At 56.5% G+C, this 19,384-nt stretch carries 23 protein-coding genes; 8 read left to right on the forward strand and 15 right to left on the reverse strand.

The annotated features are described in order from the left end of the window. Positions 1-43 precede the first annotated feature (43 nt). The gene (locus K8I84_RS08000) at positions 44-469 is read left to right on the forward strand and encodes a DUF6524 family protein (RefSeq protein WP_223794217.1); all 426 of its coding nucleotides are present in this window, start codon (positions 44-46) and stop codon (positions 467-469) included. A gap of 16 nt (positions 470-485) precedes the next feature. On the opposite strand, the gene K8I84_RS08005 is transcribed toward K8I84_RS08000, so the two are convergent. The 4 genes from K8I84_RS08005 to yeiP all read right to left on the reverse strand — a co-directional run bounded on the left by K8I84_RS08005 (position 486) and on the right by yeiP (position 3,022). Continuing rightward, positions 486-1,256: a DUF2182 domain-containing protein gene (locus K8I84_RS08005; RefSeq protein WP_223794218.1), complete on the reverse strand. Its 771-nt coding sequence runs from the start codon at positions 1,254-1,256 to the stop codon at positions 486-488. Positions 1,257-1,270: 14 nt separating this feature from the next. Next, positions 1,271-1,906: a DUF1326 domain-containing protein gene (locus tag K8I84_RS08010; protein WP_223794219.1), complete on the reverse strand. Its 636-nt coding sequence runs from the start codon at positions 1,904-1,906 to the stop codon at positions 1,271-1,273. A 160-nt stretch (positions 1,907-2,066) separates the two neighbouring features. After that, positions 2,067-2,432: a thiol-disulfide oxidoreductase DCC family protein gene (locus tag K8I84_RS08015; RefSeq protein WP_223794220.1), complete on the reverse strand. Its 366-nt coding sequence runs from the start codon at positions 2,430-2,432 to the stop codon at positions 2,067-2,069. Positions 2,433-2,455: 23 nt separating this feature from the next. Continuing rightward, positions 2,456-3,022 (reverse strand): elongation factor P-like protein YeiP, encoded by a 567-nt coding sequence (gene yeiP / locus K8I84_RS08020; protein ID WP_223794221.1) that lies wholly within the window; start codon positions 3,020-3,022, stop codon positions 2,456-2,458. Positions 3,023-3,333: 311 nt separating this feature from the next. Here yeiP and K8I84_RS08025 point away from each other — a divergent pair, with 311 nt between their 5' ends. Both K8I84_RS08025 and K8I84_RS08030 read left to right on the forward strand, forming a co-directional pair. Continuing rightward, positions 3,334-4,113, forward strand: coding sequence for a crotonase/enoyl-CoA hydratase family protein (locus tag K8I84_RS08025; RefSeq protein ID WP_223794222.1), 780 nt, complete (start codon positions 3,334-3,336; stop codon positions 4,111-4,113). A gap of 155 nt (positions 4,114-4,268) precedes the next feature. Then, entirely contained in the window at positions 4,269-4,937 is a 669-nt protein-coding gene (locus tag K8I84_RS08030) for a carbonic anhydrase (RefSeq protein WP_223794223.1), read from the forward strand. A gap of 85 nt (positions 4,938-5,022) precedes the next feature. On the opposite strand, the gene K8I84_RS08035 is transcribed toward K8I84_RS08030, so the two are convergent. From K8I84_RS08035 to K8I84_RS08045, 3 genes are all read right to left on the reverse strand, one after another. Then, positions 5,023-5,331, reverse strand: a complete 309-nt coding sequence (locus K8I84_RS08035; RefSeq protein ID WP_223794224.1) for a hypothetical protein — start codon at positions 5,329-5,331, stop codon at positions 5,023-5,025. 154 nt (positions 5,332-5,485) lie between these two features. Beyond that, the gene (locus K8I84_RS08040; protein ID WP_223794225.1) at positions 5,486-6,250 is read right to left on the reverse strand and encodes a dienelactone hydrolase family protein; all 765 of its coding nucleotides are present in this window, start codon (positions 6,248-6,250) and stop codon (positions 5,486-5,488) included. A gap of 125 nt (positions 6,251-6,375) precedes the next feature. After that, on the reverse strand, positions 6,376-7,518 hold the full coding sequence (locus tag K8I84_RS08045) for an alkane 1-monooxygenase (RefSeq protein WP_223794226.1): 1,143 nt from the start codon (positions 7,516-7,518) through the stop codon (positions 6,376-6,378). Between the two features lie 135 nt (positions 7,519-7,653). Between K8I84_RS08045 and K8I84_RS08050 the strand changes: the two genes are divergently transcribed. Then, complete coding sequence (locus K8I84_RS08050) at positions 7,654-8,703, forward strand: helix-turn-helix transcriptional regulator (RefSeq protein WP_223794227.1); 1,050 nt, start codon at positions 7,654-7,656, stop codon at positions 8,701-8,703. On the opposite strand, the gene K8I84_RS08055 is transcribed toward K8I84_RS08050, so the two are convergent. After that, on the reverse strand, positions 8,639-9,703 hold the full coding sequence (locus K8I84_RS08055; protein WP_223794228.1) for a threonine aldolase family protein: 1,065 nt from the start codon (positions 9,701-9,703) through the stop codon (positions 8,639-8,641). The genes K8I84_RS08050 and K8I84_RS08055 overlap by 65 nt on opposite strands. Positions 9,704-9,936: 233 nt before the next feature. Here K8I84_RS08055 and K8I84_RS08060 point away from each other — a divergent pair, with 233 nt between their 5' ends. Then, positions 9,937-12,144: a LemA family protein gene (locus K8I84_RS08060; protein WP_223794229.1), complete on the forward strand. Its 2,208-nt coding sequence runs from the start codon at positions 9,937-9,939 to the stop codon at positions 12,142-12,144. Here K8I84_RS08060 and K8I84_RS08065 read toward each other — a convergent pair. Continuing rightward, positions 12,136-12,834, reverse strand: coding sequence for a crotonase/enoyl-CoA hydratase family protein (locus K8I84_RS08065; RefSeq protein WP_223794230.1), 699 nt, complete (start codon positions 12,832-12,834; stop codon positions 12,136-12,138). The genes K8I84_RS08060 and K8I84_RS08065 overlap by 9 nt on opposite strands. A gap of 389 nt (positions 12,835-13,223) precedes the next feature. Here K8I84_RS08065 and K8I84_RS08070 point away from each other — a divergent pair, with 389 nt between their 5' ends. Continuing rightward, positions 13,224-14,711, forward strand: coding sequence for a M17 family metallopeptidase (locus K8I84_RS08070; RefSeq protein WP_223794231.1), 1,488 nt, complete (start codon positions 13,224-13,226; stop codon positions 14,709-14,711). A 557-nt stretch (positions 14,712-15,268) separates the two neighbouring features. Here K8I84_RS08070 and K8I84_RS08075 read toward each other — a convergent pair. The 4 genes from K8I84_RS08075 to K8I84_RS08090 all read right to left on the reverse strand — a co-directional run bounded on the left by K8I84_RS08075 (position 15,269) and on the right by K8I84_RS08090 (position 17,452). After that, a complete protein-coding gene (locus K8I84_RS08075; protein WP_223794232.1) occupies positions 15,269-15,784 on the reverse strand; it encodes a hypothetical protein in 516 nt (171 codons plus the stop codon). Between the two features lie 91 nt (positions 15,785-15,875). Beyond that, positions 15,876-16,199 carry a hypothetical protein gene (locus K8I84_RS08080; protein WP_223794233.1) on the reverse strand — a complete coding sequence of 108 codons (324 nt, stop codon included), beginning with the start codon at positions 16,197-16,199 and terminating at the stop codon, positions 15,876-15,878. 23 nt (positions 16,200-16,222) lie between these two features. Beyond that, positions 16,223-16,597 carry a hypothetical protein gene (locus tag K8I84_RS08085; protein WP_223794234.1) on the reverse strand — a complete coding sequence of 125 codons (375 nt, stop codon included), beginning with the start codon at positions 16,595-16,597 and terminating at the stop codon, positions 16,223-16,225. 69 nt (positions 16,598-16,666) lie between these two features. After that, positions 16,667-17,452 carry a glycoside hydrolase family protein gene (locus K8I84_RS08090; protein ID WP_223794235.1) on the reverse strand — a complete coding sequence of 262 codons (786 nt, stop codon included), beginning with the start codon at positions 17,450-17,452 and terminating at the stop codon, positions 16,667-16,669. 86 nt (positions 17,453-17,538) lie between these two features. Between K8I84_RS08090 and K8I84_RS08095 the strand changes: the two genes are divergently transcribed. Continuing rightward, positions 17,539-18,198, forward strand: coding sequence for a hypothetical protein (locus K8I84_RS08095; protein ID WP_223794236.1), 660 nt, complete (start codon positions 17,539-17,541; stop codon positions 18,196-18,198). Between the two features lie 14 nt (positions 18,199-18,212). Beyond that, positions 18,213-18,425 carry a hypothetical protein gene (locus tag K8I84_RS08100; RefSeq protein WP_223794237.1) on the forward strand — a complete coding sequence of 71 codons (213 nt, stop codon included), beginning with the start codon at positions 18,213-18,215 and terminating at the stop codon, positions 18,423-18,425. 23 nt (positions 18,426-18,448) lie between these two features. On the opposite strand, the gene K8I84_RS08105 is transcribed toward K8I84_RS08100, so the two are convergent. Both K8I84_RS08105 and K8I84_RS08110 read right to left on the reverse strand, forming a co-directional pair. Next, a complete protein-coding gene (locus tag K8I84_RS08105; protein WP_223794238.1) occupies positions 18,449-18,913 on the reverse strand; it encodes a hypothetical protein in 465 nt (154 codons plus the stop codon). 4 nt (positions 18,914-18,917) lie between these two features. After that, positions 18,918-19,241, reverse strand: coding sequence for a YqjD family protein (locus tag K8I84_RS08110; RefSeq protein WP_223794239.1), 324 nt, complete (start codon positions 19,239-19,241; stop codon positions 18,918-18,920). Positions 19,242-19,384 lie beyond the last annotated feature (143 nt).

Consider the following 19,384-nt stretch of genomic DNA (forward strand, 5'->3'; position numbering starts at 1 on the left):
CACACGCTACCGGACACGCGCCACCTGCCTCGGAGAACTTTCTATGGCCGCTTCCTCTAGCCTGAGCAGTCTCATAGGGCGTTGGATTTTTGCCGCAGCACTCGTCTTCGGCACCTATAACCCCACACAGTATTCCTATATTTCCTGGGCCTTTGGCCCGGATGCCACCATGGGGCCCGTTATTGCCATCGTGGGCATTATTCTGCTGATTGGCTGGATCGTATTCCTTCGCGCAACCTTCCTGTCACTGGGCTGGCTGGGGATTTCCCTGGGGGCAGCACTGCTGGGCTGCCTGGTATGGCTGATGGTGGATATGGGCTGGCTCAGCCTGGAAGGCGAAGGCACGATGACCTGGGTGATCCTGCTGGTTATCTCTGTGCTGCTGGCCTTTGGCTTGTCCTGGTCGCACATTCGCCGGCGCCTGACTGGCCAGGTAGATGTGGATGATGTCGAGGATGGGCGGGGATAATCCTGCCCACCAGCGCTTAGCCAGAAACAACCAGACCTAGCCCGAAGGCGATGGCGAGGACGCCGATGGTTTTCCCCCACCATTCACCGTGGGGCACCAGCTTTTCCAGCAGCACCACACCGGCAATGGCCGCGATCACGGTAAGGTCCATCACACCGCCTGCAAATAACAGCAGCATTAATGCCCCGCAACACCCCACACAGAAGGCACCATGCCGGAGCCCCATCGTGAACGCCCCCTTCACACCCGGTTGCCAGTAACAGGTAATGAACAGAAGGGGTCCACGGCATCGTTTCAGGCAGGCCTGCTTGAATGAGGAAAGCTGGTAAATTCCTGCGGCCATCAGCAGCGCCCCGCTGAACAAAACGCTCTGACTGCGCATCATGGGGCTAAGCAATGCCCACTCTTCCAACAACCACTGAAGGAGCGTCGCGGCCAGGCTAAACAGTGCCCAAACCAGAACATAGCCCCCCGTGAACGCAATCGTTCCTCGCACCGCAGGAAGGTGGTTTTTACGTACGACTTGCCGGTACAAAAGCACCATCGGCGCTGCGCTCGGCATCATCATGGCCACCATCATGATGCTCCACATCACGAACATCAGGGCAAAATACCCCAGCGTCCAGTGATGGAACGCTATCATCGAACCCGATGACATACCCTCCATGTCCGACGCCATGCCGATCAAATACAGCCAGGCCAGTGCAGCAATGGCCAGTAATCCAGCCAGGGTCAGCAAGCTTCCCCGCAGCCATTCCCCTGAGAACGCCCCGTGTCTAGCGCGCATCCCATTGTCCCGGGTCAGTGATAGACGCCGGTCGGCCCGATATCCAGATGCGCCAGGTGACTGTGGCTGGCACTCAACTCCATGGGCACATCCGCATGAGCACTCGTTTTTCCTGTCGCCACTTCAGCCACTGCGTATTCAAAGCCCCTGGGCAGATCGATCCGCGCTCTATGCTCTGAACCATCTATCGGACTGAGTATCGGGCTGGCACTGGCCTCGATCAGGTCAGCGACACGCACCGTGGCATGCCGGCCTTCAACGTCACAACTGATTTCAATGGGGCAAAACACCGGGTCGTGCATCGTGGTGAGCGTGCTTGCGAACACGTTGAAGAACGTCGCGCCTGGCTCGGATGTTTCGCCAGACAAAATAGCCATGAGTGCTTCACGCTGCTCCGGAGTCGCCCGTTCATCCACAAAAGCCTGAGCGGTGCCGTTACCCTCGTGAATGGCACCCGGCCACTTCAGTGTCATCGCAAAAGCCAATCCATCCAGCCGGGTGTCGCCAAAATAACCATCTTCGATTTTGACTGCGGCAAACGCCTCACAGTCACCATGACTTGGCCGCCCCATAAATTGGCATGGGCAGCCGAGGTCGCAGTTGCAGTTCACATACTCCAACCCCTTGAGTCGCCAATCTACCTTTTCCATCGCTGCAGCTCCTCTTCCGCATCGCAGCCTCTGTATTAAGAATAAAACAGGCGGGTCAGAGCGTTAGATCAATAAAGAGCCAAAATACATCGAATATTCGTCAGGAGCTTAAAACTCCGGACGGAAGCAGAAAAGAAGAGGAATTGTCCGGTGAACAGTGTCAGGCCTGCCCATCCAGCCTTCGGCTAACCCAGGCGTGGTACCACCGGGCAAGGGCCGGCCGGATCACCGGCAAACCGATCAGCCAGGCCAGCGGTTTGAGCACCGGCACCCGTGACATCAGCAGAATGTAGGCATCCATTTCCCGGTGGATCTGCCCTTCAGCATCCTTGACGTGCAGTTCACGCAGGGCACTGTCAGGGTCGATGCCCTGCTGACGCAACAGGGCGTCCTGGCCGGTGATGTCCAGCCACTCCACCGAATCGCCGCCTTTGCCGGCCAGCTTCTCGTACCAGCGTCGGTCCTTGATGCAGGCCGGGCAGGACCCATCGTAAAACACCACCAGTTTGTCGTTGTTCCTGCCCATCATTGCCCTCCAGTCGGATAAGATCAGGCCCGACTCAGGAACTTGCGCTCTTCCACGTTTACCTTGATTCGGTCACCTGTGGAAATGTGTTCCGGCACCTGAACCACCAGGCCGGTAGACAGTGTGGCCGGCTTGGTACGGGCCGTTGCGGAACCGCCCTTGATGGATGGGTCGGTCTCGGTAATTTCCAACTCCACCGTCGGCGGCAGGGCCAGGGAGACCGGAGAGTCATTGAGCAAAATAGCCATGAGGCCTTCGGTGTCTTCGCTGATGAACAACAACTCGTCCTCAATGGCCTCCTTGTTCAGGCTGTACTGGGAATAGTCTTCGCTGTCCATGAACACATACTCCTCACCATCAGTGTAGGAGAAGGTCACCGGGCGGCGCACCAGATCCGCCAGGTTCAGCATGTCGGAGTCCTTGAAGGTATGATCCACCTTGTTGTTGGTAACCACATCGTACATCCGCATCCGGTACAGGCTGCCTCCGGCGCGCCCCTGAGGCACCGAGCGCTCAATGTCCTTGACGAAATACACGCGTCCTTCAAATTCCACCGCTGAATTCTTTTTGATCTCACTTGCTTTTGGCATGACTTGAAACTCCGGGTTGACTCTTAATACCGTGCTCCGGGACAGGAACGCCCGCCCCCATAAAAACGATGTGCTGGTATACCATGAAGTTTATCAGCATGCGATAACACAGCTTGATCCGGCAGCACCTGCGCGCCAGCACATCAGTAAACCCTCCCTCGATTGGCGATTTCAGCCAACTTTGTGTCATAAACGCCAATACCAATCCTTGGGCCGCCGTGCGAATCTTTTAACCATCTTATTCAAAACACGCCGTCGCCCTCTGCCCCATTGAGCATGCGAATTGGCAGCCTTTACTACGGAGTGATTCGATGTCCTTGGTTAACGTTGAGCAACGCGGGCACATCCTGCTCATGGGCCTGAACCGGCCGGAAAAAATGAATGCCATGAACCGCGCCATGTACCATGAGATTGCCGCGGCCTATCACCACCTGCAGACAACAGACGACCTGCGAGTTGGCCTGCTGTACGCAGAGGGCGACCACTTCACCAGCGGCTTGCAGCTGGATGACTGGGCTGGCGTTTTTGCCAACGGCAAGGGCATAGAACCAAACGACGGTGAACTGGACCCGTTCAACGTTGTGGGCGACGCCCTGACCAAACCTGTGGTCTTTGCCACTCAGGGTATCTGCTTCACCTGCGGTGTCGAATTGATGCTGAATACCGACATCCGGGTGGCGGCCAAGGGCACCCGATTTGCCCAGCTGGAAGTAAAGCGAGGCATTTTCCCCTGTGGTGGCGCCACGATTCGGATGCAACGGGAGATCGGCTGGGGCAACGCCCAGCGCTACCTGCTCACCGGGGACGAATGGAATGCAGAACAGGCCTACCAGTGGGGCTTGATTCAGGAGCTGGTGGAGCCTGGCGAACAGTTCAGCACGGCATTGGCCATCGCGGAAAAAATTGCCAAAGCGGCTCCCCTGGGGGTCAGTGGCAGCCTCGCTTCCTCGAAGCTCGCCATTCAGCAAGGCGAGATGACCGCCAAAGAGCACCTCTTTACCTCCCTGCAACCGGTGATGGCCAGCGAGGACGTCAAGGAAGGGATCCAGTCGTTCCTCGAACGTCGAGAGGCCGTGTTCAAAGGTCGCTGACTCCACCCGACCGACTGGCGTTGAGGCTCCGGAAGGAGTAAAAGGGCCTAATCAATTCGAGCAACAGAAAACGGGCCGCGACGTTAGTCGTCTGGCGCGCGTTCCTGTGGATATGCTCAGATAGGCCCTGCCATTGCCAATTTAAGGAGTCATTCATGCAACACATTGTCCGGGGCGTGCTGGATTTCCGCCAGAACGTCTATCCGAAGCGTAAAGACCTGTTCGGAGCGCTTGCCGATGGGCAAAACCCGGACGTGCTGTTCATCACCTGTTCGGACTCACGCATTGACCCCAACCTGGTCACGGGGACCAACCCGGGCGACCTGTTCATCTGCCGGAACGCCGGTAACATCATCCCGCCCCACAGCAATGAGACCGGTGGAATGACCGCGTCCATCGAGTACGCCGTTGCCGTGCTGCAGGTTCGCCACATTATCATCTGCGGCCATACCGATTGCGGGGCGGTGAAAGGGGCTATGAACATCTCGGCGCTCAAGGGCCTGCCCCACGTCAAGGAGTGGCTGGGGCATTGCCGATCGGCCATGGAGATTGTCCGTGAACGCAATAATGTGCCTACTGAATTCAGTCTGGACAGTCAGTACCTGAACGAGGCAATCGAGGAAAACGTGCTGCAACAGGTCCAGCACCTGCGCACCCACCCGGTGGTCGCGGTGAAACTGGCCATGCAGAAGGTCCAGATTCACGGCTGGGTTTACAACATCAAAACCGGTGATATCCGTTGCTGCGGCCGTGACAGTATGGATTTTAAGAGCTTCGACGAATTCTATGCCGAGGAAATCGCTAGGCTTTCTTTGGAATCCTGATTGTCTCACATGCCAGCACTGGCGTCGGCCACATGCACTGCCGGACCGTCAGGCTCGGAGAACCGTTTCCCTGTGGCGACATTCCCTAGCCTGAGAGCATCGCAATAAACATAAAGTCCGTTTGGGTCGGCGCCTCCCCCAGCGTCCAGGTGGACACCCTGAATGAGTTCGCATCGAGGCTCTCAACCACCGCAGTGCACAACGGAGTCATGGGGGTGACCACAACATGCAAATCCCTGTCAGGGGACGACAGGTTCAGGTTGTGGTTGATCACATAAATCTCGGTCTGAGACTGTTTGTCGACGGTCCAACCCGGAATGTCGGCCAGGGGAGCTGGTGAATCAAACCCATCACCAGCATTCACTTTTGCGGAGAATAATGAAACCGCGCTCATAGCAAGCTCCCGTTATCTCTGGTCAATCTTCAAGCGACGGACGCCTAAACTCACCGCTGGCAGGTCATAGCCAGTTAGCGATCGCATACTTTTACTGGCTTGACGTACCCATACTAGAACAATTCCAGAGACAGACAGGAAAAACTCTGCCAAATCAAAAAGAAGTGTAGGGTTTGGCGGCACTGGGAAACTGGATCTCCCCCGAAAAGACTTTCTCAAAGAAGCTGATGACACGGCGCCAGCTATCTTCCGAGGCCTCTTCGTCATACCTGGCCCGCATGGGTGAAACGGCTGCGAGCTTCTCGAAAACGAACCCCGGGTGCTGATTCATGTAGGAGTGGCCGACACCTTCATAGGTCTTGATGTCGTGAGGGACCCCAAGGCGGTCAAGATGGCTCGCCAGTCGCTCGCCATGACTGCCATACACCAGGTCAGTCTTGCCCCAACCACCCACAGCGGGACAAATGCCTTGCAGTTTCTCGTGGTCCTTCGGGATTTCGCCATAGAAAGGCGCCACCACCTGCACCGGTGCCTGGACTGCGTAGAGCACGGCAAACCGCCCCCCCATGCAGAATCCCATCACGCCAACCTGGGTCACCAGTTCTTCCGGTTGATTCAGCAACCACTGCCTGCAGGCTTCCAGTTGTTCAAAGGCCTCCCCCTTGCCCATCTCATGGGCCTTGAGAGTCTTGACCACGCAAAGGGGCTTGCTGCCCGGCAGGTCGTAGAGGTCCGGCACCAGCACGGGATAACCGTTCGCGGCCAGGCGGTGGCCGATCCGCTCAATATCATCGGTGTACCCGAAGATATCGTGGATAGCGATAATGCCTGCCTGATGGGGATTTGCGTTCTTCGGGCAAAACCAGTGGGCCCGCATTCGATGCCCTGAAGGCAGTGGAATTTCAACCTGTCGATCCATTGGGGGAAACCCTCCCTGGCCGGATTGCCGTCACAATAAGGGGCCATGATCACACAGCGCCAATTCGCTGGTGTATGGCCCTTTCTGTTTGCGGATGCGGGCAGATCGACCAGCCCTCGGGGCTCTCAGGCCACCGATTGTTCAAACTCCTGAGCCGAAAGCTGCCACTCCTCTCCTTCATAATAGGCCTTAACCCGGGGATTCATAATCCAGAACCAGAGTGGTGGTATCAGAGCCATAACATACATACCCGCGTAACCGGTCGGCAGCTGCGGAGAACCCTCGTAATGCCGCAGGACCTGGTAGCGACGAGTCGGGAACGCATGGTGGTCGGAATGGCGCTGCAGGTGAAACAGACCCAGGTTGGTGATCAGGTAGTTGCTGTTCCATGAGTGGGCCGGCGTGGTGCGCTCATAGCCTCCGTTTGGCAGCTTCCGCCGATGAAGGCCGTAGTGCTCGATGTAATTGATGATTTCCAGGGTGGTGAAGCTCATCCAGCTCACCCCAAGGTAAAACACCAGACCAGCCCAACCGAAGATCAGCAAGGCCGCCACGGCAAATCCAACGCTCACCGCGTTCCACCAGATCAGCTCATTGCGCCAATGCAAAGCCGGCAGCCCCAGTGTTTTCAGCCGCTTGGCCTCCAGCTTCCAGGCGTTCCGTACGTTGCCCAGATAAGCGCGCGGCAGGAAATGGTAGAGGCTCTGGCCGAAGCGAGCAGAGGAGGCATCGTCCGATGTGGAGACCGTGACGTGATGCCCCCGGACATGCTCCACTTTGAAGCCGGCATAGCATACGGAAGCGTAGAGGAGGCCACCAGCCCAGTTCTCCAGCCTGCTGCGGCGGTGAATCAGTTCATGCCCGACGTTAATGGACAAAATGGCGCTGATAATCCCGCATGACAGAATCCAGCCAATCTGCCCGGCCAACGAAAACTGCTCCGTGGTCACGAAGACCCAGGCTCCGAAAGCCAGCACGGCCAACTGGGTGGGGACCGCCAAGAGCGTGAGCAGCGAGTACCAACGCTGCCCAGCCAGGCGTTCAACCTCATCCTCCTGAGGGTTCGAGGAGTCCTTGCCCACCAGATGATCGACCACCGGGATAATCCCGAAGATGACGAACAGGGGCCACCAGGCGTACAGATTCCAGTTTCCATTCTCCTGCATCATCTGCCAGGCGTTATAGGGCAACATCGCGACGAAAAACACGAGCAGGAACATGACTTTCTTGAGGGCAATCATTACCCGAGGCGGTATCCGTTCAAACATGGCGGTCTCCCTTTTTCACGCCAAACCGGTTATTTCGCCTACTGTGCGACGGTTCCTGAATCTGTGCAGGTCAGCAATTGACAGTTGGCTGTCATTTTCAGACACTGATCAGATAATCAACAAGAATATGAACACATGAAACCGGGTATCCCCCACACACCAACCTCGACTCGATACGTTCACCTCCTCTGTGAGCAACTGGAGCGAGATAACCTGTCAACAGCCAGGTTATTGGCCGGCACAGGGCTGCACCCCGAAGACCTGCGGGTATCTAACGGGTGGGTCAGCCATCACGCACTGGATCGCTTTCTGGGCAACGTTGAACAGCTTGCCAACGAGCCGCTACCGGGCGTCCGACTGGGACATCACCTGAACGTAAGTGCTCACGGTGCCGCCGGCTATGCGGGCCTGACGGCAGCAAACGCTGAACAAGCCATTGCGGTAGCGGTTCGTTTTTTTCCATTAATCACCGCTCTGGCGGTGCTGCGGCTTGAACGCCGGGGCGACCGATCCTATCTGTTCATCTCTCCGGCAACGGGCATTTCAGAGCGGACGGAAAAGTTCGTGGTGCACACCCTTCTCGCCAGTTTCGATGTGATGGGGAGTTTTCTGGTGGGTAATCTGGGCTTACATGCGAGCCTGGCATTCCCCGAAGAACCAGCCCTGAAACAGCGGCTTGGCCCCTCGGTTGAAAAGATCGAGTTTGGGCAACCGCAACATTACCTGTCACTGCCAACGGAGAAACTCGCCATTCCCTTTGCCCTGGCCGATCAGGCAGCACACAGTCAGGCACTGGCCCAATGTCAGGAAGACATGGAACAACTGCAGCGACACCGGGGATTGGCGGGACTGGTGATGCAACGACTGCAGAACGGTGGGCCCGCGCTGCCCAGCCAGCAAAGCATTGCAGCCGATCTGGGCATGTCCTCAAGGACACTGCACCGCCGGTTGCTAAAGGATGGCATTAGCTTTCGGGAACTGGTGCTGCGCGAGCGTATGGATAGGGCCAGGCACTACCTGGCCCATGAACAACTCAGCGTGACCGAAACGGCCTACCGGCTGGGTTATCAGGACTCCGCAAACTTCACCCGCGCGTTTCGGCAGGCGACCGGGCAAACCCCTACGCAGTATGCAAAATCTGGTCAGCCGGGAACTGCTCCATCAACTCCCGGACATCGGCAATAAACTGGTCGACGCGCTCGTGGGTCGTCGCCCAGGAACACATCAGGCGCGCCGCCCCACCGATAAAGTTGTAGAACCGCCAGCCCCTGGCGCGCAGGGCTTCCTGAACCGGCTCCGGCATCTCCACGAAAAGACCGTTCGCCTGGCGGGGGTATCGGAAGGCAACTCCCGGGATATCTTTCAAACCGTTAGCGAGCCGCGCGGCACAAGCGTTGGCATGGCGGGCATTATCCAGCCAGGTGTCGTTCTCCAGCAGGCCGCACCAGGGGGCAGAAATGTAGCGCATCTTGGACGCCAACTGGCCTGCCTGCTTGCAGCGCCATTCAAAGTCCTCCGCCAGCGACCGGTTGAAGAAAACCACCGCTTCGCCCATCGCCAGGCCATTCTTGGTGCCGGAGAAACACAGAACATCCACACCGGCCTTCCAGGTGATGTCCGCCGGGTGCACATCCAGCGCTGCAACCGCGTTGGCAAAACGCGCCCCATCCATGTGGATATTCAGCCGGTGCTTATCCGCAACGGATTTGATCACCTTCAGCTCTTCCGGGGTGTAGATGGTGCCTACCTCGGTGGCCTGGGTGAGGCTCAGGGCTTTTGGTTTGGGGTAGTGAATATCCGTGCGCTTGGTCACGAGGTGCTCAATGCTCTCGGGCGTCAGCTTTCCCTCCGGGCCCTGCCCCAGAAGCAGCTTGGATCCGTTCGACGCGAACTCCGGTCCACCGCATTCGTCGGTTTCAATGTGCGCCAACTCATGGCAGATGACGCTGTGGAAAGACTGGCCGATGGACGCCAGCGACAGAGAATTCGCGGCAGTTCCGTTAAACACGAAATAGACTTCGCAGTCGGTATCAAACAATGCCCGCAAAGAGTCCGCCGCGCGCAGCGTCCAGCTGTCTTCACCGTAGGCCGGCTCAGGCTTTGCGTTGGCGGCCTCCATCGCCTTCCATGCCTGTGGACAAACTCCGCTGTAATTATCACTGGCGAACTGCTCGAACTGGGACACGACGTGGCTCCTCGTTAGTATAAAAAAGAACCGGATTCTCCAGCCTTGGCTAACAGCCGTCAATTACCAGAAAAGCCGAGAACTCTGGGCCTGGATACCTGCAACTTCAAAATAGTCGCTGTAACAGGAGGTTGCCTGCACCCAGTGTAATAACAATATTTCGACCACAGCCCGATAGATACATGCCTTATACTCGCAAAGACCCAAGACACTACACGCAGGACGCTGTGTCCATGAGCAGACCCCGCCAATCAAGTCTTACCAAGCGCCTGTTTCCGGCCTTCTTTGGCCTCGTTGCTCTGGTCGGCGCCTATCTTCTTATGCAAAACGGCCTGAGCCAGCTGGCTGAAGCCCGCCAGATGGAACGCCTGCCCTACACCCCCCTGGCAGGCGTGACCCGGGGGGCCTATATGGTGAGGGGGCAAGTGGAGGACGCAGGCAGTACGGTAAAAACGCCCTACACCGGAACACCTGCGGTGTATTTCCGCTATGCGCTTGAAGAGGAATACCGGGACAGCGACGGTGATCGGCGCACCCGAACCCTGGACTCGGGACAAAAAGCCGTTCCGTTTCTGATGCGCGACAACACCGGCAGTATCACCATCGCACCGGATTCTGTGAGCGATCTCCAATGGCGAATCAAACGCTCCTTCCAGCGCCGGGAAGGAGATCGGATCTACTCGGAATGGGCCCTTTCTCCGGGCGATACGGTCAATGTGCTCGGGCGATATGACAGCGCCAATCAGCAGTTGGTATTTTCGGGTCTTGAGCCCTTTAACCTGTCGCCACAAATATCCAGCCGACCCTTTGACATTGCAGGAGGTGACCGGCTGTTAGACGTCGCCATAAGGGTTTCGGCCGCGACCGGGTTACTCGCGCTGGGCGTGGCGCTTTTGCTGACCTTCGCACGGGTACACCGGTTCTGGGTATTCGTTGTGACAATGCTCGTTGCCGTGACGGGCACGCTCTCGGTGATGGGTGCAGCCAAGCTCAGCAAAGAATGGTCGTCGGTCGCCACGCTGTATCAGGCACGTCAACAAGGTGCCCAAGCCGCCCCCGACAACCTGCCCGCCCGGGCGGATGTGGCAGCGCTTAAGCAGTTGATTCGACGAAACACCAGTGGCTGGCTCGACAACTGGATGTACCAGCGAACAACCGCATCTTCGTCTACAGAAGTCGCGCTCGATGCCGCAACACAGACGCTCACGCAACAACTGGTTCACTCAAAGCCCCAGACCCGTTATCAGCACACCTGGATTGGCTGGGGACTCAGCGTGGCCGCTGCAGTGGCAGCCCTACTCTTGCTTATTGCCGCCATACGAAAGGTCAAATTCAAGCGTCTGATCGAAGCGGTTCCGACCAGCAGCACGGCGGGACTGAGTTATGGCTTGGCGGAAGTAGAAGGAGCCGTCACCCCCCACGAGACATTTGGCACGTTAACCGCCCCTCTCAGAAACGAACCCTGCGTGGCCTTCAACTACCGGATTGAAGAAAAACGGGGCTCGGATAAAGACAACCAGTGGCGGACCATCGAACATAAGCACAAACACCTTCCTTTCTGGCTTGAGGACACCTACGGACGGGCCCTGATTGATCCGGATGGGGCCAAGATCGCCTTTCCCGAACGACACTCGGAAACACGGGGCAACCAGCGTCACACGGTGCGCCTGCTTCCTCCCGGCTCCCGTTTGTTTTGCCTCGGTTTTGCCGGCCTGAATCACGAACACCCCGAACGTCTCACCCTGCAGGCAGACAAAGACAGCCCTTTCCTGCTCAGCGCAAAAACCGAAGCTGAGATCGTCGAAAGCAGCGGTTCCAAAGGTTTCCTGATCACCGCGGTTGCCCTGGCACTGGCGCTGTTCTCCGCCACTTCCCTGCTGGCCGCCGATGGCAACTTCAGCCCGGGCAACCTGCTCGCGGCAGCGGTGGTGGTGCCCGCAATGCTCTGCCTCTATCTGGGCATCCTGCATTACAACGACATGATTTTTCTGAAAAGGCGCGTGGACCGTGCCGAAGCCAATATCGACACTATTTTGCAGCAGCGTTATGACCTGTGGCCAAGCCTCGAAACAGCAGTTAAGGCTTTGCTGGCTCACGAAAAGCATCTGCAGAAAACGCTGGCCAGCTTGAGAGCCGCCAATCCATCGGATCTGGCGGGGACTCAGCAAACGGGTAATCGACTGGCGGAGGAGAAACAGTTTACTGACGCGCTGCAGGCCCGGATCGAGGATTATCCGGACCTGAAGAGCCACCCCGTGGTCAGCCGTTTCATGGACATCATGGCAGAGACGGAAAACTACCTGGCCCTGCTGCGCAACAGCCAGACGGACAGCGCAACCCTTTACAATACCCGGATTCAGTCGTTTCCTGACCTTATCCTTGCCAGGCTGTTCGGGTTTCGGGAGGTTGCGCCGCTGGGGAAAACAACCGACTCAGCCTGACAGCCCCAGATGCTCTGCGTCTTTCTCGATACAGCGATCAAGCAGGGCAAGATACTCTGCCTTGGCCTTGACCTTGGTTTCACTGTGGGCTCGCATATTCAGCTGCTTGAACTGCTGTGCCAGTTCGTTGGCACGAGTCATCAGGTCCGATGCAGGTACCACTTCGTCCAGGAATCCGGCGGCAACGGCTCCTTCCGGGCTGTAGATCTCCGCATTCACCACCGAACGATAGAAATGGGCCGGCGCCAGGCGATGACGGGCGATCTCAATACCGGCGTGGTGCATGGTCATACCGATAGCCACTTCGTTCAGACCCAGCTTGAACGGCCCTTCGGTGCCGATGCGGTAATCCACAGACAGCAGAACGAACGCCCCCTTGGCAATGGCATGTCCATTACAGGCAGCAATCACCGGCAGCGGGAAAGCGGCCAGGCGGCGAGTAAAGGTCGAGCCAACAGTCACCAGTGCGGTCGCCGCTTCCGGCCCTTTCTGCATTTCTTTGAGGTCGTAGCCTCCGGAAAAAATTCCGGCCTGCCCCGTCAGGATCACGACGGCTTTGTCCTGCTCGGCTCGGTCCAGTGCGCCATTAAGGGCTTCAAACACTTCATGGCTCAACGCATTCGCCTTGCCATTTGAAATAGTGACAGTGGCCACACCATCGTTCAGTTCATAGGTTACAAGCTCGCTCACCAGCCGCTCCTTATTCTGTTGTTCGGTTAAACCGGACGAACTGTGCCAGCTTCCTGAGCCTGAGGCCATACTTTGTGCAGACTGGGGATAAAACCAAACCAGAATTTTGCCCACAAAAACTGTGGATAACTCTGTGAGCACCGGCGGGAAAGGAGGGACGAAGCGCCTGTTATCAAGCCTCCGCCCAAAGTGACTGGAAAACAACCAGGTCAGAAAGCGATCGAAAATCAGTTTTCACCGTGTGGAGAAAAACGGGTCTGCGCCCAGACCAGCCAGGCCACGGTGAAACTGCAAGAATACGAGTGGACTGGTCGAGGCTTTCCATGGCAGACAATGAGATCGGGACTATTCTCTGAATCAGGCCACATTCGCCAGCACAGAGGTCAGCCATGGTTCTCGATCTGCCGAAATTACCCGAACTGAAAATCGACACGGACCACCGGGTGCCCGCAGCCTGGGATTTCGATACCAGTGTTAGTCTGGTGCTACTGGTTCCTGAATCTGACCGCAAAGCCTTGCTGAGGGCTCCGTGGGGAGATTTCCTGACCCTTCGGCTGACGGATTTCCCCACGTCCACCAACCCAGTTTTCCTGAGTGGCCCTAGAGGCCACCGCACAGCAATCCTGTTTGTCCCGGACACGAAAACGACCTTTAGCTACGGCACCCTGGCCCGTAAAACTCTCGGCCCACTGGTTAAGGAACGTGCCATCACCGTCAATGTGATTTCGCTGTTCGCCGACGTCGAAAAAGTCAGCACCATGGCCGATGCTCTGGTCGCCTCAGGCATGGCTCATCTGTTTCAGCTTCCAAGAATGACCGGCAAGGCAGCGGATCCCATGGCACTGCGGGCGATGAACTTCTATGGCAATTTCGATGACGCCGACTTTTCTACAACCAGAGCAACGGCCGAGGGCAACAACCTGGCTCGCTGGCTCACCCAGTTGCCCGGCAACTACCTGACTCCCGGGCTCTACCAGCAATACGCGGAAACGCTTGCAACAAGAGAAGGTTGGGCCACCCGGTTTTATGGCATCGACGAACTCAAAGAACTGGGCGCCGGCGCGTTTCTCTCGGTGGTTCAGGCAAGCCCCACACCGGACGCTGGCATCCTGCACCTGCAGTACCGACCACCCGGAGTTGATGCCCCCCCTCTGGCGCTGGCCGGAAAGGGTGTCTGCTTCGATACCGGTGGCAGCGACCTGAAAGTGAGTGGTCACATGCGTGGCATGAACGGCGACATGCAGGGCAGCGCGGTGGCACTGGGCACCCTGCTCGCGTTGACCAGGCTGAAATTTCCCCACCCGGTTGACTGCTGGCTGGCGCTGGCCGAAAACCACATTGGTCCAAAGGCCGTCAAGAGCAATGATGTGGTCACCGCCATGAACGGCACCACGATCGAAATCGTGAACACCGATGCCGAGGGCCGCATGGTACTGGCCGATACCCTCGCCCTCGCCTCCCGCTCAAAACCACGGGCAATACTAAACTACGCCACACTGACAGGCTCCTGCGTTTCTGCCCTCGGGCAACGGGTCGCCGGGGGCTTTAGCAATCGACGTGACTGGATCGAGCCCATCATCCAGGCGGGCGAACGCTGTGGAGAACGAGTCTGGCCATTCCCATTCGAAACCGATTATGACGAGGACCTGGAGTCCGACCTTGCCGATACCTTGCAATGCCGGGTGGAAGGAGCGGGCGACCATATCTACGCCGCGCGTTTCTTAAGTAAGTTCGTGGACGGCAACATCGGTTGGCTGCATGTCGATATTGCCCCGACAGGTTCTCACAAAGGAGGTCTGGGCGTTATTCCCACTGAGGTTCAAGGATTTGGGGTTCGTTTTGGTGTGGAGTGGCTCAAGCGGATTGCTGAGTCATAAGCAAATGTTACTTTCCCACAAAAACTGTGGATAACGTTGTGAGCACAGGCTTGAAAGGCGCCTCCTGCCCCCGTCATTCAAGCCCTCTCCGAGAGTGGCGATATTTTGATCGTGCAGGCGCTTATGTATTGTTCGGTGCGATATCGTCGTTCGCCTGTCGAGCTGACTAATCTTTTCGGCGCTGACTGTAAGCGACCTTAAAATCAGAGAACCATCTAAAAACAAGCCTTAAACCGGACCTATTAATCTGCAAGAAACTTATCCAGAGCAAACCTTCTGCCCGCACCATGTTGGCGCGGCCACTTACACACATAATCTGTGGATAACTTTGTGAGCACAGCTTTGAAAGGTGCCCTCTTGCCCTGTAAATCAAGCCTTCCCACACTGTGGCGATATTTTGATCGCCGAATTGCCTATACGCGCCCGTCTGGTGAAGCTTTATTAGGCAAAACTAATGGGGTGATTATCAATCGATACGCTTATCATGTCCTGCCGTCCGAAAACACCTGCAATACCAGAGCGATAATAAAAATTTTATAGGGAACTCGGGGCAGAAATTATCCCCCTCGCTCAAACTCTGCCACAGCCTCGAGATATTCCCTCAGAAAGACGTTAATGAGCACGGCTGCGTAGCTGACGACCAAGATAAAAACCGCCATTCCTGCACCAAAAATAAACGTTGCAACTAGATGCCCCAAGTTACTTGATTTTTCTGGATCCAGAAAACCGCTGATGGCGGTACCAACGAGTATGACGAAAGCACCCCAGCGTATGGCCTTTAGCTTTGTCTCGGTGGGGATAGATAGACTTCTCCGGAACATGATCGTTGTAATAGCGGTTACGAACAGGAGGCCGAGCATGACATTACCAATGATGCCCTCAAACACCACCCAGCCATCAATGCTGTTTGATCCGATCTCACTGGCCTCTGTACTGACAACAACTGAGCGCCCCTCTCTCATCGGGGCCAATTCATCGACGCCGAGATCAATCAACGCCTCAAACACGGTCCGAGTGATGTCACTGGAGTACAAATCCAGAACCATCAAACCAAAGACACTCCAGCCAACCATGGAAAAGACAGTCACCGAATGTGCTACGTATTGAAGAACGAATCGCAACACAAACCTTTCAGAGGGAGAACTCGGAACCCTTAAATCGATACTAGCCAAAATACTCCACCATCCATTCGCACAGTTTTTTCACACTCACGTCCCCCAGTGCAATGCCCTGAAAGTTATCTCCTACCTCTTCCTCAATGGTGATGAACTGGTAAAGCAGTACGCCCGGCTGTTCGTCGTGCAGGATCAGGGTAATGCGGCGACGGGTTCGCAGGCAGTCAATGGTGATGACATCCGCCGGGATGCCTGAATTACGCATACCACGGCGCACTTCCACCACCGGGTTAATATGCTCATGGGCAGCCTGAATGCTGGCATGAGCATCGCTGACCATATCGGACAGGGACTTGAGAGGATCTTCAGACATTGGACTGGCCTTTATTGGAATTGTCAGGATGCCGGCTGAACCACCCCGGACTGGGGCATCAGACAATTCATCATATTGATCGACAGGTCTCGGAACATCTTTTCGGAGGCAATGATCTCAGGGAAACGGTCGTAGACGGCCCGGCGACAGGATGAGGTTCTACTTTCACTTTGCTGCATACAAGCCTCCCGCGCATCGGAGCTTTCCGTGGTTTGTTCGCACAGCGATGGGATCTGATCGACCACATAATCCACAACCACGCCGCGCTCGGCAGGATTGGCCGGGAGGTTCTGAAAACGGCTCGCATCCAGCGGTTCAGACGGCGACTGAGATTGTTCCCACAGAACAAACGCAAGGGCAGCTGTGACCAGAATGATCGTGACTTTGGGGAATTTCATGGAATAGCTTCCGTAGCTGGCAATGGCCCGAGATCATATCGGTTCATGCACCATGACTCAAAAGCGGCCTCACAACCGTACCAGCTCGTCGTCCTCGTATTCCCGGTCCGCACCGAGCACCATCCGGGCTTCATCATCCCTGCGCTTGAGCAACCCTGGCAATCCCTTGTTTTCCCACAGTCGCTTCATCGCTTTGATTTCATCCGCTATCGCCTTGTAATCCTGTTTCACTACCCAGGCTTGAATCGCCTTCATTTCGCGCCGGTGACTCCCGGACATCCTGGTTCCCCGGTTATACACCAGCGACAAAAGCGCGGCCTGGGCATCGGGAAAAAGCTTCTCAACGCCTGGGTAGGCCCGCGCGGTGTTTTTCGCGTAGCGGGGCAAGGTGCACTGATAGAAAACCCGCTCCGCCGCATCCAGGGGGATATCCAGATCACCGAGATTCTTTACAACGGATTTCGCGGAACTGCCCTTCAGCCCGCAAACCACGAGCAACTGTTCCAGAGTCGCGTCACCAATCATGCCTGCCCAATCGTTGCGGACCTGGTTGGCCGTGTTGTATCCAAGGTCATAACCAATACCGATGGTCACGCCGGACTGGCCACCGGGATGCACCGGCGAGCAAAGAAACTTCCGGTAATAAGCCTCCGAGCTGATTTCATGCTTGACCAGAAACTTGAGCCCCTGTTGCGATACGACAAGGGATTCACCGGCCTCCCGATCAACTGCTTTTGGCGGGGCAAATAACCGGTTTTCCAGGGCGGTCAGAGTTTCCACACCGATAACGCCATCCGGGGTAATCCCAAGGTGCCGCTGAATACGTTGAATGCGAGGCTTGAGGTACGCCGCCATGGTTGCCCTCCTGGAGCTCATCGTCTGAAGGTCGACGGGCCTTTCATTTGCAGAATTCCCGACACTGCCCAATACTCCGGGATTAAGTGAAGCTGCGGATCAGGCTGTACTGTCGCTTCGGGACACCGAATGAGGCCTACACCATGAAACCGCTACGCTCCTTTGTCCTGACCGCGCTTACTCCGTTTCTAGGCGCGGCCATCATGCCATCGACTGCGTTCGCAGAAGACACTGAAAACAATGGATTCCCTGACAAGATAATGCTTCAAGTCGGTGCATTTTCCGTGTTCGACTCCTCTACCAGCCTCACCGCCAACGGCGTCCAAACAGGCCTGGGCACCACCATCGATTTTGAACGGGACCTGGATGGTGATACCCGCGTCACCACCCCTTTTTTCGATGCTTATTATCGATTTAACGACCGACACCGTATCGAGCTGGGCACCTTTCAACTGGATCGAAAAGGCAGCCAGACCATCACCCGCGAAATCAAATTCCTCGACCGCACTTTCAGCGCCACGGCCCAAGTAAACAGCCGAATCAAAAATAACTTCTACAAGATTGCCTATGCCTACAGTTTTTACCACCTGGACAAAGTGGAACTGGCCATCTCAGCAGGCTTCAACGTCCTTGATTACGAAGCGGAACTGAAGGGGTCGGGCAACCGTGTCGCCGAAACAGCCTCAACGACTGCCCCTATGCCGATTTTCGGCTTTCGAATGGACTATGCCGTAACCCCCGCTTGACCACCCGAGTTCGAATGGACAGTTTCTATTTTGATTTCAGAGATGAAATTCGCGGCTCTCTTCTGGAGCTGCAGGTTGGCGCGGAATATCGGTTGCTGGAAAGCTTTTCCATCGGAGCTTCCTTGTCCCGGCTCGCCATAGACGTTGACGTGAACGACGACGATCTGAATGGCACCGTGAAAGACCTGTATCGGGGAGCCCGGCTCTACGGCGCCTTCTTTTTCTGAGCATTCACTACGTTCTTTGCCCCTCAAGCGGGCGGATCGGTCTTGGGAGCCCCCGTCAGGTCCGGCCGTTTCATCAATTCGAAGCCGCCCTGGAGCAGAACGGACCTGAGCTTCGGGTCCGTCTGCTGCACGACGCCCATGGCAAACGCCGTCATGGCGCATTCCATCGGGTGCTCACGGATGATGGCCCGCACCGAATCGACGGACAGTCCACTTCTGTCACCGCTCGTTTTTTTGGTCTTCGAAGACGATCTTGGTGCAATCAACCCCCAGAAGAACAACACCAGAATCAACCCACAGCTCCCCCCCACTATCGCCATAGCTTCGGTGTTACCCACCAGCGGCGTCAGCGCCTGTACCGAAGCTTGAACAAGCAGGTAGAAGGAGGTGATCAGAAGTGCGCACAGAAGAATGACAGCGACGATCAGCCCGACAACCCCTGCAATGATTTTTCGAACGGCATTCTTGAGTACCGTGGAGTCGATCATGAGGCTAACGATCGAGCAACTTGCCAACCAGAACGCCAATCAGAAACATAATGATGACGCTCAGCAAAGGCCGCTCTTCAATCTTCCGTTCTACGTCGCTAATGGCTTTGTCACCGGCATTCTTGGCACGGTCAACGGCGTCGCTCCCTTTCTGCCGAACCTGATCAAAAGCCGCCTGGCTTTCCCGTCGGATTTCATCACGCAGACTACTGATGTTGCCTTTCTGGTCCTCTGTCACCGCCCGTGTGAGTTTTGCAAAATCGTCACGAAGTTCCTGCAAATCCTGTTTTACCTGGTTGTATTCGTCCTGACCGGATTTCGCTTGCATTTGTCTGCCTCCTCTCGTTTGAAGTCACTACCAATGAGGTACAGCCAAACCGGGAGCCCGAATCCGAGTGCGACTCAACCAGTCACCATCATCGAATGAGCTTAGCACATTGGCACCGAACCGCCGGCTGGGGCGACACGCAA

This window comes from Marinobacter sp. F4216 (assembly GCF_019931195.1).
Taxonomy (GTDB): Bacteria; Pseudomonadota; Gammaproteobacteria; order Pseudomonadales; family Oleiphilaceae; genus Marinobacter; species Marinobacter suaedae.